At 52.1% G+C, this 13,911-nt stretch carries 17 protein-coding genes; 15 read left to right on the top strand and 2 right to left on the bottom strand.

From position 1 onward, the window contains the following. Positions 1-913: 913 nt before the first annotated feature. From ACXAD0_RS03740 to ACXAD0_RS03795, 12 genes are all read left to right on the top strand, one after another. Complete coding sequence (locus tag ACXAD0_RS03740) at positions 914-1,303, top strand: hypothetical protein (protein ID WP_475087009.1); 390 nt, start codon at positions 914-916, stop codon at positions 1,301-1,303. A gap of 105 nt (positions 1,304-1,408) precedes the next feature. Then, positions 1,409-1,939: a hypothetical protein gene (locus ACXAD0_RS03745; protein ID WP_475087010.1), complete on the top strand. Its 531-nt coding sequence runs from the start codon at positions 1,409-1,411 to the stop codon at positions 1,937-1,939. 528 nt (positions 1,940-2,467) lie between these two features. Next, entirely contained in the window at positions 2,468-3,013 is a 546-nt protein-coding gene (locus ACXAD0_RS03750) for an NADAR family protein (protein WP_475087011.1), read from the top strand. A 114-nt stretch (positions 3,014-3,127) separates the two neighbouring features. Beyond that, on the top strand, positions 3,128-3,496 hold the full coding sequence (locus tag ACXAD0_RS03755; RefSeq protein WP_475087012.1) for a transposase: 369 nt from the start codon (positions 3,128-3,130) through the stop codon (positions 3,494-3,496). A gap of 11 nt (positions 3,497-3,507) precedes the next feature. Further along, the gene (locus tag ACXAD0_RS03760; protein ID WP_475090301.1) at positions 3,508-4,350 is read left to right on the top strand and encodes an IS3 family transposase; all 843 of its coding nucleotides are present in this window, start codon (positions 3,508-3,510) and stop codon (positions 4,348-4,350) included. 63 nt (positions 4,351-4,413) lie between these two features. Further along, positions 4,414-4,716 (top strand): hypothetical protein, encoded by a 303-nt coding sequence (locus tag ACXAD0_RS03765; protein WP_475087013.1) that lies wholly within the window; start codon positions 4,414-4,416, stop codon positions 4,714-4,716. A 670-nt stretch (positions 4,717-5,386) separates the two neighbouring features. Next, a complete protein-coding gene (locus ACXAD0_RS03770) occupies positions 5,387-6,037 on the top strand; it encodes a hypothetical protein (protein WP_475087014.1) in 651 nt (216 codons plus the stop codon). A 38-nt stretch (positions 6,038-6,075) separates the two neighbouring features. Then, positions 6,076-6,273, top strand: a complete 198-nt coding sequence (locus ACXAD0_RS03775; RefSeq protein WP_475087016.1) for a hypothetical protein — start codon at positions 6,076-6,078, stop codon at positions 6,271-6,273. Between the two features lie 151 nt (positions 6,274-6,424). Next, the gene (locus ACXAD0_RS03780) at positions 6,425-6,964 is read left to right on the top strand and encodes a TFIIB-type zinc ribbon-containing protein (protein WP_475087017.1); all 540 of its coding nucleotides are present in this window, start codon (positions 6,425-6,427) and stop codon (positions 6,962-6,964) included. Between the two features lie 623 nt (positions 6,965-7,587). Beyond that, complete coding sequence (locus tag ACXAD0_RS03785) at positions 7,588-7,983, top strand: hypothetical protein (protein ID WP_475087018.1); 396 nt, start codon at positions 7,588-7,590, stop codon at positions 7,981-7,983. An 83-nt stretch (positions 7,984-8,066) separates the two neighbouring features. After that, positions 8,067-8,540 (top strand): DUF2059 domain-containing protein, encoded by a 474-nt coding sequence (locus tag ACXAD0_RS03790; RefSeq protein ID WP_475087019.1) that lies wholly within the window; start codon positions 8,067-8,069, stop codon positions 8,538-8,540. 53 nt (positions 8,541-8,593) lie between these two features. Further along, complete coding sequence (locus tag ACXAD0_RS03795) at positions 8,594-9,229, top strand: GNAT family N-acetyltransferase (RefSeq protein ID WP_475087020.1); 636 nt, start codon at positions 8,594-8,596, stop codon at positions 9,227-9,229. 43 nt (positions 9,230-9,272) lie between these two features. Here ACXAD0_RS03795 and ACXAD0_RS03800 read toward each other — a convergent pair whose 3' ends face one another. Beyond that, a complete protein-coding gene (locus tag ACXAD0_RS03800) occupies positions 9,273-9,791 on the bottom strand; it encodes a peroxiredoxin (protein WP_475087021.1) in 519 nt (172 codons plus the stop codon). A gap of 283 nt (positions 9,792-10,074) precedes the next feature. Here ACXAD0_RS03800 and ACXAD0_RS03805 point away from each other — a divergent pair, with 283 nt between their 5' ends. The 3 genes from ACXAD0_RS03805 (at position 10,075) to ACXAD0_RS03815 (ending at position 12,738) form a co-directional block, all read left to right on the top strand. Further along, a complete protein-coding gene (locus tag ACXAD0_RS03805; RefSeq protein WP_475087022.1) occupies positions 10,075-10,917 on the top strand; it encodes a sialate O-acetylesterase in 843 nt (280 codons plus the stop codon). Positions 10,918-11,098: 181 nt separating this feature from the next. Then, the gene (locus ACXAD0_RS03810; RefSeq protein ID WP_475087023.1) at positions 11,099-11,911 is read left to right on the top strand and encodes a bestrophin-like domain; all 813 of its coding nucleotides are present in this window, start codon (positions 11,099-11,101) and stop codon (positions 11,909-11,911) included. Between the two features lie 17 nt (positions 11,912-11,928). Then, on the top strand, positions 11,929-12,738 hold the full coding sequence (locus tag ACXAD0_RS03815; protein WP_475087024.1) for a bestrophin-like domain: 810 nt from the start codon (positions 11,929-11,931) through the stop codon (positions 12,736-12,738). A 23-nt stretch (positions 12,739-12,761) separates the two neighbouring features. Here ACXAD0_RS03815 and ACXAD0_RS03820 read toward each other — a convergent pair whose 3' ends face one another. After that, positions 12,762-13,826: an AI-2E family transporter gene (locus tag ACXAD0_RS03820; protein WP_475087025.1), complete on the bottom strand. Its 1,065-nt coding sequence runs from the start codon at positions 13,824-13,826 to the stop codon at positions 12,762-12,764. Positions 13,827-13,911: the final 85 nt, after the last annotated feature.

Genomic DNA, 13,911 nt, shown 5'->3' on the forward strand with positions numbered 1-13,911 from the left:
GACAGAAAATAAGAAATTTGTAACTGTAGAGGTTTATTGTGAGAATCAGAACACTGTATTTCTGTTGTTCACTGTTGAGAAGAAAGATAATAAACTTCAGATAGCAAGTTACTCCCTGGTCGCCAAAGGTTAACAAGGCAATGCAGCGCGACATTCAAAGCTATGCACCTTTTGTGTATGTTCGCTTCGCTCACATTTTATACACAAAAGCCGCTCCGCTTTAAATGCGGCTGATTGCGGCGTTATAAGGCCTTATGAGAAAAATCATAATATTTACCTTTTGTTGTCTTTTTGGGGCAGCGTCCGCGGCGGAATTAAAGCCAGAGGATAACTATCAGCTTTCCCATATGCTCAGTAATTTGGTGAAGGTTCACGAACCTATCAGATTTGATGCTCAGGGCTATACCGTGATGTTCTATGGTGTGGAATTTGACGGACGCTGTGCGGCGTCCGAGCATTGCAGGCCACTAACGGAGTTGCTAGTCCTAACAACAGAGGAAGATGATGAGGGGCCGCTATCAAGACTGTACCGCCTCCCCAAAAAGCATAGTTGGGAGGTGTTGAGTTGGCGGCACCTTGAAGATGGTAGGCAGGGCATCATTTTGAAAGCGCTATCATTTGATAGTAACAGCCCACAAGCTACCAAGCTTGAGCAGGAATTCTTGCTATCTACGTCTTGGCTGAGCGCTGATCTATCGGCCTTATAACAAGCGCGTGAAGAACGACTCCGTAAGCTTTGCTTCGCTTTTTTGTTGTTCGCTGCGCTCACAATTTAACAAAAAAGCGGCGCGCCGCTAGTCGCGCCTTACGCGGGCGTTATATCTTGAGTCGAACCATGAGATATTATTTAGCTACTTTATTATTACTCTTAACCTCTACACTAACACTAGCGTCTCTACCACTTGAAGTCTCGATGTTGAAGGTGGTATCGGAATCTCATCATGTTCTTACTGTGCTGGTAAAAGATGTGGATATGATTGACGGTAAAGGTAACGAAGTTATCGATCCTGACGCTATGACTGGTCCAGGAAGTAAGAATCTGATTCGACTCGTTTGTGAAGTTAAAGAAGTACATATTTCCAACGAAAACGAAGTTCCAAAAATAGTCAAAATACCACTCGATGGATCTATGCATTATACATTGGGGCAAATTAAAAATGCATATAATGGTGCCTCATATCCTTCATTGGTGGTTTTGAGAGGGAAAAAATTCGAACCAGCTTATGCTGGAATATTTGAGTACCCAATGTACGAACTTGAAACTATTTTGGCGCTATTTAAAACCAAGAAGCGAGAGAAATGACGTATAGATATAACAAAGCTTTCCAGTTCATTTCGGCCTGCGGCCTCCATCGGACTCGCTACTGCGTAGCTCACCGCTGAAAACGGCGTTACGTTTCATAGAGCCATGAAAAAGATCATCATTACATTTGCAGTATGCATATTTGGTTACGTGTTTTACGCATGGAGCTTCTTAGCGGCTGATACGTCTCGCCCTGTACTGGCCATCGTTACCGAAGATTCATACAAACAAATACCGGGTTTTGTTGCAAAAGCCTATTTAGAGTTGTCTGGCTACTCGCTAGCCAATCAAGAAATTGAAGGATCGCCGTCTGTACCTTATGTAGCCACAGGCTATGATCTAGACAGTTTCAATAATAAAGAAATATTGGCTCTTATAAATCGCTTTATCGAAGAAGGTGCTGATATAAATGCTAAGTTCCAAGGCTACACAGCCTTAAATGGTGCAATCTTAGCTAACTCACCAGAGCTAGTGAGTTTTCTAATAAAGAGGGGCGCGAGCACCAATATCGAGGTCAAGCGCGAAGGCATTAAATATTGTAATGGGCTTGCGAGTCTAGAGTTTGCAAAATGTATACATAATCTTGGCAAACAGGACTTATCTAATGTTATCGCCATCCTGCAAGCAAAAACGTAACAAAGCTAGCCAGCCTCAGCCCAGCAAGCTGTGCTTGGACCTCCGTTTCGGCGCTTTGCGCCTTCACTACGGCCGCTGCTAGCGGCGTTAGTTTTCAGTATGAATCGAACATCATTCTTTCTTCTCGGACTATTCATAGGGGCGATATGTGCCACTTTGGCTGCATACTATGTTCTAAAGAGAGAGGTAGCTTCGACGAGAGCTATAGAGAACTCCATAGCAATCCATCAAGTGGTTAGCGGATTGGAAACTGATAATGCGCTGCGTGCTGATGCGACGCAGAAAGCTTTATGTCATATTTCGTTTCGAATGAATCTAGGCAAAGATGCTGCATGGCCTAGTGTTGAATCGACATACATTGAAGCTGCAAATAGCTATTTAGAAGTCCATAGAGTCAACGCTGGAATTGACCCCTGTGAAAACTAACAATCGCCGGCACAAATGCGCGCTATGCGCTTTGGACTCGCAACAAGTTGCTCGCCTGTGCGGCGGGCGTTAAGCGTCAAAACCATCGAAAACGGATTTAACTTGAAAGTTAGAAGTAGAGAAGAACTAGCAGATTATGTAAATCACGGAAATAAAGTGAAGTTCGTGTTTTTCTGGGGGCACCAGAAAGCTAAAAACGGAGTATCAAAGAGTTGCTTTAGTCAGTGGTATGACTCGCCTTATGAGTCCGGCGGACATCGCTTTATGACAGCGGAGCATCATATGATGTATCAAAAAGCTGTTTTATTCGGTGATAGTGTAGCTGCCGAAAGACTTCTTTCTGCAAGCAACCCTGGAGAAGCAAAGGCAATTGGTCGGGAAGTTTTAGGTTTTGATCAAGCTAAGTGGGATGAGCATAGATTTGAAATAGTGGTCTCGGCAAACTTAGCCAAATTTGGTAACTACCCTGAACTCAAACAGTTCTTGCTTAATACTGGTAATCGAGTGCTCGTCGAGGCTAGTCCAGTAGATAAAATATGGGGCATAGGTCTAGCTGAAGATAATCCGGCTTGTGAAAACCCAAGCCAATGGAAAGGCGCTAACCTTTTGGGGTTCGCATTAATGGAGGTGCGTGATCAGCTTTCGTAGTCCGTCACGCTTAACAAATCAAAGCAGCAAGGGCCTTCGGCCGGGACGCATTATATGCGCTGATCTGTAACCACTTTTGTGGACGGTATTTACTGTTCATGAAAGAGGTCCAGAATGGGACAAACGAAAAAGCGTAACTACGACCGTTACACATTGGCTTATAAGCTACAGGCCGTTAAGTTGGCCAATCATCCTGACGTTAGGTCAAAGGATGTGGCAGAATCCCTCGGCATACATCCGGTGATGCTATATCGGTGGCAGATGGAGCATCGCAGGGGAGATCTGAAGGAAAATAAGCACATGAAGCCGAGCAAGCCGTCACCGAAACGTCGTCCCGATAGAGCTGATCCAGTAAAAGAAGCAGAAGAGAAGCTGGCTGCTGCAGAGAAGAAAATTAAGAAGTTGGAGCGCGAACTGGCAAATCGCAATGATGAGATCGATTTGCTAAAAAAGGCCGAGCGGTTCTTCCAGCGGAAAAAGTAAAGCTCTTCGAGCTGGTTGAGAAGAACCGCAAAGGGCGGGATGTAAGAAAGCTCTGTAACCTATTAGGCGTATCGAAGAGCGGCTTCTATGCCTGGCGCAGTCGCGAAGAGAGTGAGCGACGTAAGCACGATCGGCGCCTTACTGACGCCATTGTAGAGCTGCATCAGGGGTTCCGGAAGGCTTACGGTTCGCGCAGAGTACATCAGCAGCTGAAGCGTAACGGCCTACCGTGTAGTGTTAGGCGCGTATCGCGGCTGATGAAATGCGTAGGTATCAAGGCCTCTAGCAGAGGGCTCTACACCTGGAACCCAGGCAAGCATGAGTTTTACTCGGCGACAGGCAATCAACTTGGGGTAGCTGATCCCGCGGATTCCGTAGGTCGCCAGTGGGCCGGAGACTTTACTTATATAAAGACCGGAACTGGCTGGCTATATCATGCCGTTGTGATCGACTTGTTTACGAGATCGGTGATTGGCTGGTCCTTCAGTAGGAGGCGTAATAGCGAACTGACGAAGAGTGCCCTAAAGATGGCCCTGGCGCGCCAGAAACCAAAGGCTGGCTGTATATTTCATTCTGACCAGGGAATTGAATATGCCGCACATGAGTATCGAGAGCTTGTTGAGTCGGCAGGGATGACAAGGAGTATGAGCCGAAAGGGCAATCCGCTGGATAATGCCATCGTTGAATCGTTCTTCCACAGTATGAAGACAGAGCTTGTCCATCAGCGGATGTTTGAGAACGAAATCGATGCGGTAGCGCATATCATCGAATACATAGAGTTCTATAACCGAGAGCGGCTCCACTCCAGTCTCGGCTATCAATCGCCCTCCGAGTATGAAAAACTGGCGGCATAAAGTGTCCACGAAAGTGGTAGCAGATCACGCCTCTTCTTGAGGCGTTAACTGTACAAATTGATCATGAAACGGCGCCTAAAAAAGAAAAAAACTAGAAAACTCCTTGAGTTGGCATTTTACGATATAAGCGTCAATTGGCATGGCTCGGTATTCCGGTTCGTTGGAGAAGGCAACGATATCCCATATGTTCCATCTCCCCGTTATGCGGATGAGTTTCAGAATGATGTTTCTTTACGCATAAGAGTCTTAGAGAAAATGAAAGATGCTGTGTGGGTGGAGGTGTACTCACCTGAATTCCAGCTGAAATCTGGGGAGATGCTTTTGTTTTGGGGTGAGTTCTCTAAAACAGTGTTTGGGGATGAATGACCTTCTGAGAATCACTCATAGAGAGTTCGTTGTGGGGCACAGCCAGCTGCGCTGAAACACAGTTAACAATCGGCTGTTATCGCCCCTGCGGGGCTGGGACAGCCTTTCCGCTGCTTCGCAGCTCCAAGTCCGCCCCAAAGCCGGGCGTTATGTTTTCCCATGAATATTGAGTCCCTTAAAATTGAAGACCCTGTTGAGGATCATGTAAAGGGTGCCATTGAGGTCATAATTACTACGAAGGCCGGGGAGAAAAGATGGTGTTTCTTTTTCACTCCGGAAGGTATGTCCGCATGCGGAGATTGGATATCTGGTACATGTGTCCGATTTCACTATGGGGCTTCACATATGATTCTTGTGTCTGAAATATCCGAAAGTATTATCGAAAGCGCACTGCGAGATATTGAAAGCAGGGGTGAACTTGAGCAATGTACAATGCCTTTCGGCTAAAAAAACATAACAAGGCGTTGCAGGCCGACGTGTACTTCCTCCGGTTGAGTGGATAACAACTGGTATTGGTTTAGCTGCGGATTGCTGGAATAGAGTCTTATGAGTTCGTCGTATTAGAAAGTCCGAGCAATAATTGCCCCGATAGCTTCGGAGTTTAGATAAACCTAAAGTCAGTAGCTACTTGGGTGAATGATATAGAGTATGAATCAGAGAGTAGAGCCTTTTGATTAATATAAAAAAATTTATTGGCTTCGTGTTACTTGTCTTGTCTTCTTGCGCTTTGGCAATAGTGCCTCCGACGTATTCCAAAGAAGAAGTGTTTTCCAATGCCGAATTATTCAGCACGGTAGCAGTTAACCAGGGCACGGCTGTATTCCATGGTGGGCGGGTATGTGGCGTGGCATACCAAGGTGTTGTGACGGCGCCTTCACCTGAGTATCAGGTGGGTGCCTCTGTTCAGTTTTTAATGCTTGCAGATGTCCGCGGGTCGGGACGGTTTGGTTTTCTTGAGGTCGGCGAAGAGTACTTTGTGACTGCAGTCCCCGCGGAGGACCACCAATTTTACCAGCTCTCTGATGGTCTCTACCGGTTTCCGGCCCTTAACCGAGAGTGTATTCCTGAAGGCGTCGATCTCGTCATCAACCGGGAATTCACCGGGAAGCTGCAGGAGCAAGAAGGGCAGCGATTCCTGTCTGCGCCGGGTATTGGTTTGCTGGCTGGTATAGACAGTATGCCCGGTATTTATTGGTCGATGTCCGAAGAAGACATCAAGATAGGGCGCTTTAGCAAGCCCGAGCAATTCAAGCAACACTTAAAGTTTGTTGGTGTGGAGATCGAAGCGTTTCAGCAATGGCTGCTGGCACCCAGAGGCTAGGTATCACACGTGGTGACGACACGTTGGGTTATAGGACTGTGAGTAGCAAATTGGGCTTGAGCCTCTTGGCCGGTGGATGTTGCACGTTTGTGATTTATCTCGCCATGACGTGGCTCATCGATCTCCAGAGCCAGGCCGCCATCAAGAATTTGGAGTTTGGCATTTTGGATGACGGGGTCGTTTGCTCCTTCCCCGAAATCCCCGAGTTCCGTGTGTCGGAAGACCATAGACAGTAAGTCCTGCAGGTTTGTGTTAGGGTAATTCCCATAGGTCAAAGCTTGACCCGTTACTGCGCAGTAGAAGAATATAAAAACGAATCGTAATCTTTGCCTCGATATTGGGGCGAAAGCGAATGATCACGGTCAATGAATTTAGTGAGAGGTTGCCATGCAGTGCCCCGGTTGTCAGTCCAATACCCTGTTTCCTTCTTTCCTGGAGGACTCTTTGCGGAGTCACCACTGTAAATCCTGCGGCGGTAACTGGCTTCTGATCGAAGACTATATTTCCTGGTTGGAGCGGGGTGAGACTGAACCGTCCTCATCGACGACGTTTGAAGTGGAAGACACCAAGACGGCTTTGATATGCCCGCTTTCCGGGGCGATCATGCAGAAATTCCGTATTAATAACGATGCTGATCACAAACTGGACTACAGTGCGCGAGTTGGCGGTGTGTGGCTGGATGCGGGTGAGTGGGAATACCTCAAGGAAAATGGACTGGCCACCTCACTGAACCGAATTTTTACCGATCACTGGCAGAAGCAGCTGCGTGACAACGACACGAAGTCGACCTTCGAGGACTTGTATGTCGCCAAGTTTGGTGAGCAAGACTACCAACGAGCAAAGGAAGTGCGTGCCTGGTTGAGTGCGTCTGATCAGCGCGCGGACTTGCGGGCCTATCTGCTCGCCGAGGATCCTTACAAGACGTGACCGCGTCTATTGTCGGTCAGTAACGGGATAGCGCCCATGCCTCGCGGTGAGGCGGTGTAGTGAGATGATTGGCGCAAGCCCGAAGATGAACGACGGCCACACCGCGGCCGTGCTTACGCCATCAATTTTCGCGAGCAGGTAGTCACTTCTTTGGCATCACCAGGGAATGGGGACTTAAAGCGTGGATGCTGAGCGCGCGCACTATCTCAAATATGCCCCCTCGCCCGATTTCCCGCCCAATTTTTGTCCCATATAAAATGACCGCTGAACGATGGATTTGATGCGCTATTGCTCTGGTGGTCTGCGGGACATGCTGATCGCACGTAAAGTATACGGCTGGAGGGCACAGTACGTCTGGCGACACCGCACGTCCTGATCGGCCTACTGCCTCATGATGCCCTGTTGCCAACTCCACTATGCAACTTATTGCGCTGCACCACTATTCGCTGAACCGGGATATGGGCATAATTGGGCGCCTTATCAAAACATAATAATTTTTGGCACGAACAATGATGCAAACGCTTATTTCACTGTGCTGCAGCGGCCTCCTTCTGCTTTCGGCGGTATCGTCAACGATTGCACACGCCTCTTCATCTGAACCCAATCACTTAAAAACGCAGCATATGAGAACATTGTTGCTGGGCGCCTGGTGCGGAGAGAAATTACATGATGATGGAAAGCTCCAGGAGTGGAAGGTGGTGCGCCGCGAAGATGGGGTCTACCGCATAGACATGAAGCTGGTGGCGACCGATGGGGCCACCAGTGAGTGGAGTGAGCTGGGCATCTGGGGTATTCGATATCCCATTTACTTTACCGCAGCGCGGGAATTCATTGAGGATGGCACGCACAGCTTCTTTGATACGCGTGACGCCGTGCTTTACGATGCTTACCAAGTACTTGAGGTCACCGAGTCAATTTTTACCTACAAGAGTTTTGCCTCGGAGAATCAGTTTACCGTTTCCCGGGACTGCCCGAGTCCTGTGGAGTCCGCAGGTAAAATCGTCACGCCCAAGGGCTAACGCGCGGGCGCGGGACCGGTAACAACCTTGGATCAACCGTTTTTTGTCGACAGTTGTTCGACCTATTGAAAGGAGTGAGTGCATTGAAAGCGATTCAAACGACGGTGGCAGCATTGCTGCTGAGCATGGTGTCTTTTTCTACCCTGGCCGAGTCAGCCGCAGAGCAAGAGGTCGACAAGCTGTTTGAGTTGGTCGGTATCGAGAGCATGCTTGAAACGACCATGTCGCAGATGCTGGATATGCAATTACAGCAAAACCCTGCCCTGGTGCCGTACAAGTCCGTGATGATGGAGTTTTTCGACAAATATGTCGGTTACGAGGCGGTGAAGCCGGAGATGGTTGCCATTTACACCGACAATTTTACGGTGGAGGAGCTGCGTGAAATCAATGCGTTCTACTCGACCGACGTCGGCCAGAAGACCATTAACAAAATGCCCGAACTGATGGCGCAGGGTAGCCAGATCGGTGTGCGTCGCGTGCAGGAAAATATTGGTGAGCTGCAGGCCATGATCAAGGCCGAGTCGGAGCGTATCCAGCAGCTGCAACAGCAAGACTGATGGCCCACGACTTAGTGGCAGATTATAGCCGGACATACGATTGAGGATAGCGCATGACACTCGAGTTCCGGCCGTGCGTACCGGCGGATGCAGATCAGGCGGTACCCCTGATTCACAGTTCTGGCCCGCTGGCTTACGACTATGTGTTTTGCGACGCGTCTTCGGCACAGTCGATGGCATTTCTGACCCGGGCATTCGGCGGTACGCGTACCGAGTTCAGTCATCGTCAGCATTGGGCCGGTGTGCTTGATGGCCAGGTTGTGGCATGTGGCGGGTTGCGATTTGCCCATCAAAATCTGCGATTTACCGTTTCAGCGGCGGCCAGCATCCTGCGTTTTTACTCGCCAGTGGCTGCGGGTCGAACCCTGATCCGGGGTTTGCGCACGGAGGCCGTTATTCCGCCACCCTCTGGCGGTGCAGGTTTCTTGTATAACCTCGGGGTGTCCCCGCAGTGGCAGGGACAGGGTATCGGACAGCAGCTGATCGCTTTCCTCTTGGCCGAGCTTCGACAGCGCGGTCACACCGAGGCAGGGCTCGATGTTGCGGAGACAAACACCGGGGCGCGAAAGTTGTATGAGCGTCTTGGGTTTCGTGAGGTGACGTCGCGCAAGGGCGGGCTCTCGTCGGCGTTTGGGCGCGTGGTGGACCACACTCACATGACGCTCGATATCGCTCCGGCGGCGCAATAAAAAAAGGCTCCTTGCGGAGCCTTTTTTAGTGGGTGGAAGCGATTTAGCCCTGTTTGGCTACGCCCAGTTCGCCCAGGGTGCGCGCCATATCTTCAGCGCTGGTGGCAGGCTTGATGTCGCTATCGATCTTCAGGATCTTGCCGTCTTTGCCAATATAAATGGTGACGCGCTTGGCGATGTTGACCATTGGCATTTTCACCCCATAGGCTGCGGCCACTTCCCCCGTCGGATCGCTCAATAGCGGGAAATCGGCCTTTTCCGACTCGGCGAACTTGGTGTTTTTCTCGACGTCGTCGGTGCTGGCCATAAAGTAGGTCACATCGTATTCACGGACCAGGTGTCCTTTTTCCGCCAGCGACTTGCACTCAATGGTGCATCCCTTGGTAAACGCCTTGGGATACCAGGCGATCACGATTGCCTGCTTGTCCTTGAAATCGGACAGGGCATAGGTCTTGCCATCAGAGGCCTCCAGGCTGAACGCTGGTGCGGGGTCGCCGACCTCCAGAGCATGGGCAGACAGACTGAGCAAGAGGGTGGAAATGAGCGCGATGAATTTGTTCATAAGTTGAGTATCTTTCAGCTGCAAGGGCAATGACCATCCTAACCCCCGACGGCGGCGCAGGCTACCGATTCGGAGGTGACACCCTGTACTTACGCTGACGGGCAGCAGATAGATTGGTTGGTGCGGCACACGCTGTCACTGCGCGGACGCTTATCGGCGGGCATGATCAGAGCTCTGACTGGCGCTGGACGCGCGCAACCCGTCTTGATACTACTCATCTCCAACTGGCAGATAGCCGCACTCCGCATAGACTTCCTGATATCACGTTTACAGGAATGTTCGCATGGAGGCGAAGCCGGTTCACCAGACAGCGTGGTTCGGGCTGCATGGCCTTTGGGGCTGCCTCGGCAAGCGAGGCTTTTGGCCAGCGCTGTTGCTGCTGACGCTCAGTGCCACCTGTGCGGCAGAGGCGCCCGTGCATGTGTTCTTACTGGCCGGGCAATCGAACATGGCGCGGCTGGATGCTGAGGCGGACTTCCTGCCGTTGGTGGCAGGGGCCTTTGGCAGGAATCGGGTGGTGTTGATCAAGAGTGCCGAGGGCGGCCAACCGATCAGCCGCTGGTACCGCCACGCCGCCTCCACAGGAAGCACAGGCGACAAAACCGGTGACCTCTACGACAAGTTGTTAAAGGCTGTTCGCCTGCAGACGCGGCACCGTTCGATCGCGACGGTTACCTTCCTGTGGATGCAGGGAGAAGCCGACGCCTTTCGTCTTCGCGGGGCAGAGTACGAACGGGACCTGCTAGGCCTGATGACACAGCTGGCCACCGATCTGGGCGACGTTAACTTGAACTTCGTGATTGGGCGGCTGAGTGACCATGATCGCAAGCGCCATGCCGCGAGTTATAAAAGGCCCGGCTGGCAATCCCACTGGCAGCGGATACGTATGGTGCAGGAAGGACTGGCCGAAGCGTCTTCCCGCGGTCGCTGGGTCGATACCGATGATCTGAACGACGGACCCAGCCGCCAGGGCGAACAGTTGATGAATGACCTGCATTACTCCGCAGCCGGCTACCGGCGTTTTGCCCGCCGGTTGGCCACCGCGGCGATCGAACTGGTGCGGCTGGCACAGGCCACCGAAGTGGACTCCGTAGTAGATTCCGGAGCCAACACTTCTTCTCACTGAACGCACGATATTAAAACCCCGGTATGCGCGGTGATCTTCCACCAGCCCTTCGTGGGAGTTTGGCGCCGATCGCATTATGTCGATCATTCATTGATTACAAATGACTGTGGATGCCCCACCCTGCAGGCAAGCCCGGTAAAGCTGATCCAGAATTACTACAGATTCTCGCAGTGGTGGTGCCTTGGATACGCTGTTTACAACTGTTTCCCTGACAATCGTCTGTATCGTCTCGATTGTTGTCGTGCTGGTTGCCCTGGCGGTGGGCTACTGGGCAGGCAACCGGCGTCAGCGTAGCGCGGGAGAGCAAAAAGACTCCTCGATCGGCAGTGCAGTGGCCGCGACCCTGGGGCTCCTGGCCTTTATGTTGGCGTTTACCTTCAATATGACCGCCGAGCGGTTTGCCGAGCGCAAGACACTGCTACTGGATGAAGTGAATGCCATCGAAACCGCATTCCTGCGGGCGGATTTCCTCGATGCATCCGGGAGAGACTCGGCCCGCAATCTGCTCGCCGACTATGCCAGGACCCGATACTTCACGCCTACCAAGATGCCCGAAGAAGAGATCATGGCCGCCATCGAGTCGAGCGAGGGCATCCACGATCAACTCTGGGCCATTGTTTCAGCGCATGTGGACCAGGGCTACGATACCGAAAAGCTGAAGGCATTTTATCGCCCGCTCAATCAGGTGATTGATCTGCACACCAAGCGCCTGACAGTGGGTGGGCGCTATAAAATTCCCCAGGCCATCTGGACCGGCCTTTACCTGATGACGGCGGTGGCCATGTTCGGGATCGGGTTTCAGCTGGGTGCCAGTAACAGTGGCTCTTTACCCCTGGCAGTGGCGCTGTCACTGGCCTTCGCCACGGTCATTTTACTGGTGTCGGATCTTGACCGGCCCCATGAGGGGTTTCTCACCGTCAACCAGCGCCCTATGGGTGATTTGCGTGACCGTTTGCTTGAGGCCACGCAGCTGGCACCCAAGCCGCCACCCTGAGCGTGAGCGTCAGCAGCGTGACTGATCCAATTCAGGTCTTGCCGTTACCTGCCCTGTTTGCCTTCACTGTGGTCTACGTGTTGGCGGCTATGGCGCTCGGCCTGAAGTTTGGCCGCCACTACCTGCATCGCATCGGGAAAGACAAACAGCTGTCGATTGGCAATGCGGTGACGGCAACCCTGGGGCTACTCGCCTTTATCCTCGCCTTCAGTTTCAACATGACCGCCTCGCGGTTTGCCGATCGCAAGGCGCTGGTATTGGAAGAGAGCAACACCATTCTCAGTGCCTACTTGCATGCGGACTTTTTACAACCACCGGCCGCCAAACGCGCGCGCGAGCTGCTGGTGGAATACGCCGATTTGCAGGACTTCGACGCGTCGGACTTTCATCCCAAGAAAAAAGAGTTTGATCGTGTGGAAGCGATTCACCGGGAGCTGTGGCAGATGGTGGAGGCACATATTGCCGAGGGCTATACCCCCGGTTATCTGCGCCAGTTTGTCGAACCCCTGACGCAAGTCATTCGCGACCATCATGCCCAGGTTGTGGTGGCCCTGGAATATCGCATTCCCGAGCCGATCTGGATTGCGCTGTACTTTATGCTCGGGCTGTCGATGCTCGCAGTGGGTTTCCAGTTCGGCACCAGCCGCGGTGGTGCCGCCCATGTGGCGGTGATGGTGGCGGTCACCTTTGCCACCGTGATTGTGCTGATAGCCGATTTGGATCGGCAGCACGGTGGGTTGATGGTGGTGTCACAGGAACCGATGGCCGATTTGCACCGACACCTGCTGCAGGAAGAAAAGCTGCGCGCGGCCCGCGGGACGCCCTAATGAGCGCCGCGCCGCATTGTCCTTCAGAAATCCTGCTCTTCCGCGGAGTTAATAAATTCCCGCATAAAGATTTGCCAGAACGCCAGGAACAGCGCTGCTAACAGCGGGCCGATCGCGAAGCCGCTGATGCCAAACATCATCAGGCCGCCAATGGTGGAAAACAGCACAAGGTAGTCCGGCAGCTTGGTATCGCGCCCCACCAGAATCGGGCGCAGCAGATTGTCGATCAGGCTGATCACCATCAGGCCAAAGGCCATCAGGATCGTACCCTTGAAGATGTCGCCTGTTGAATAGAGATAAATCGCCGCGGGGAACCAGATCAGCGCCGCACCGACGGCGGGCAACAGCGACAGCAGCGTCATGACGACGCCCCACAGCAGAGGCGCTGGCAAGTCGAGCGCCCAGAAGATCAGGCCGCCGAGCGTACCCTGGGTAATCGCTACCACCAGGTTGCCCTTGATGGTTGCGCGGGTGACTTCGCCTATCTTGGCAAGCAGCAGGTGCTCGCGCTCGTCGCCGAGCGGCAACGCACGAATCAGGACATTCACCAGTTTTTCGCCATCGCGCAGCAGGAAGAACGTCAGGTACAGCATCAGGCCGAGCATCAGGAAGAAGTTGCCGGTCTTTTGCCCGAGGGTCAGGGCGTTCTTGGCAATCAGGCTGCCGGCGCTCATCAGCACTTCCAGCAGGCGCGACTTGAGTTCTTCAAAATCGATACCGATCCGCTCGATCAGTGAGCTGATGCCGGGGATGCCTGCGCGCACCACTTCGAGTTCATGCGCAGGATTGATTTCACCGCTCTGGATCCGCTGGTAGAGGTTGACCGCTTCCTCGACGAAAGCACTGGTGATTGCGAGTACGGGGAGTACCACCAGCACAGCGCACAGGAGCAGCGTCACCAGCGCCATCATATTCGGCCACTTGGGCGCTTTGGTAAGCAGTCGCTGATAGACCGGGTAGAAAATCATCGCCACGGCACATGCCCAGAAAATGGGTATGTAAAACGGCTTGATCAGAACCAGAAAGGCAATCGACACCAGAACCAGTGCGATAACGAACGAACGCCGTTCGATTATTTCATGCACCATTGGTGCTCCCCCATGTTTTATTGTGTCTGTCCGTAGGGGGCTATGCTAACACCTTCTCCAGTGGCGACAGTAATGCGGGATCACA

Source organism: Microbulbifer sp. ABF4_148, from assembly GCF_056158985.1.

Excerpts from the sequence above, each read along its gene's own strand:
- ACXAD0_RS03800 (WP_475087021.1), bottom strand. The coding sequence starts at position 9,791 with ATGAACAAATTCATCGCGCTCATTTCCACCCTCTTGCTCAGTCTGTCT.
- ACXAD0_RS03820 (WP_475087025.1), bottom strand. The coding sequence starts at position 13,826 with ATGGTGCATGAAATAATCGAACGGCGTTCGTTCGTTATCGCACTGGTT.
- ACXAD0_RS03765 (WP_475087013.1), top strand. The coding sequence starts at position 4,414 with ATGAAACGGCGCCTAAAAAAGAAAAAAACTAGAAAACTCCTTGAGTTG.
- ACXAD0_RS03740 (WP_475087009.1), top strand. The coding sequence starts at position 914 with ATGTTGAAGGTGGTATCGGAATCTCATCATGTTCTTACTGTGCTGGTA.
- ACXAD0_RS03745 (WP_475087010.1), top strand. The coding sequence starts at position 1,409 with ATGAAAAAGATCATCATTACATTTGCAGTATGCATATTTGGTTACGTG.
- ACXAD0_RS03785 (WP_475087018.1), top strand. The coding sequence starts at position 7,588 with ATGAGAACATTGTTGCTGGGCGCCTGGTGCGGAGAGAAATTACATGAT.
- ACXAD0_RS03795 (WP_475087020.1), top strand. The coding sequence starts at position 8,594 with ATGACACTCGAGTTCCGGCCGTGCGTACCGGCGGATGCAGATCAGGCG.
- ACXAD0_RS03780 (WP_475087017.1), top strand. The coding sequence starts at position 6,425 with ATGCAGTGCCCCGGTTGTCAGTCCAATACCCTGTTTCCTTCTTTCCTG.
- ACXAD0_RS03755 (WP_475087012.1), top strand. The coding sequence starts at position 3,128 with ATGGGACAAACGAAAAAGCGTAACTACGACCGTTACACATTGGCTTAT.
- ACXAD0_RS03805 (WP_475087022.1), top strand. The coding sequence starts at position 10,075 with ATGGAGGCGAAGCCGGTTCACCAGACAGCGTGGTTCGGGCTGCATGGC.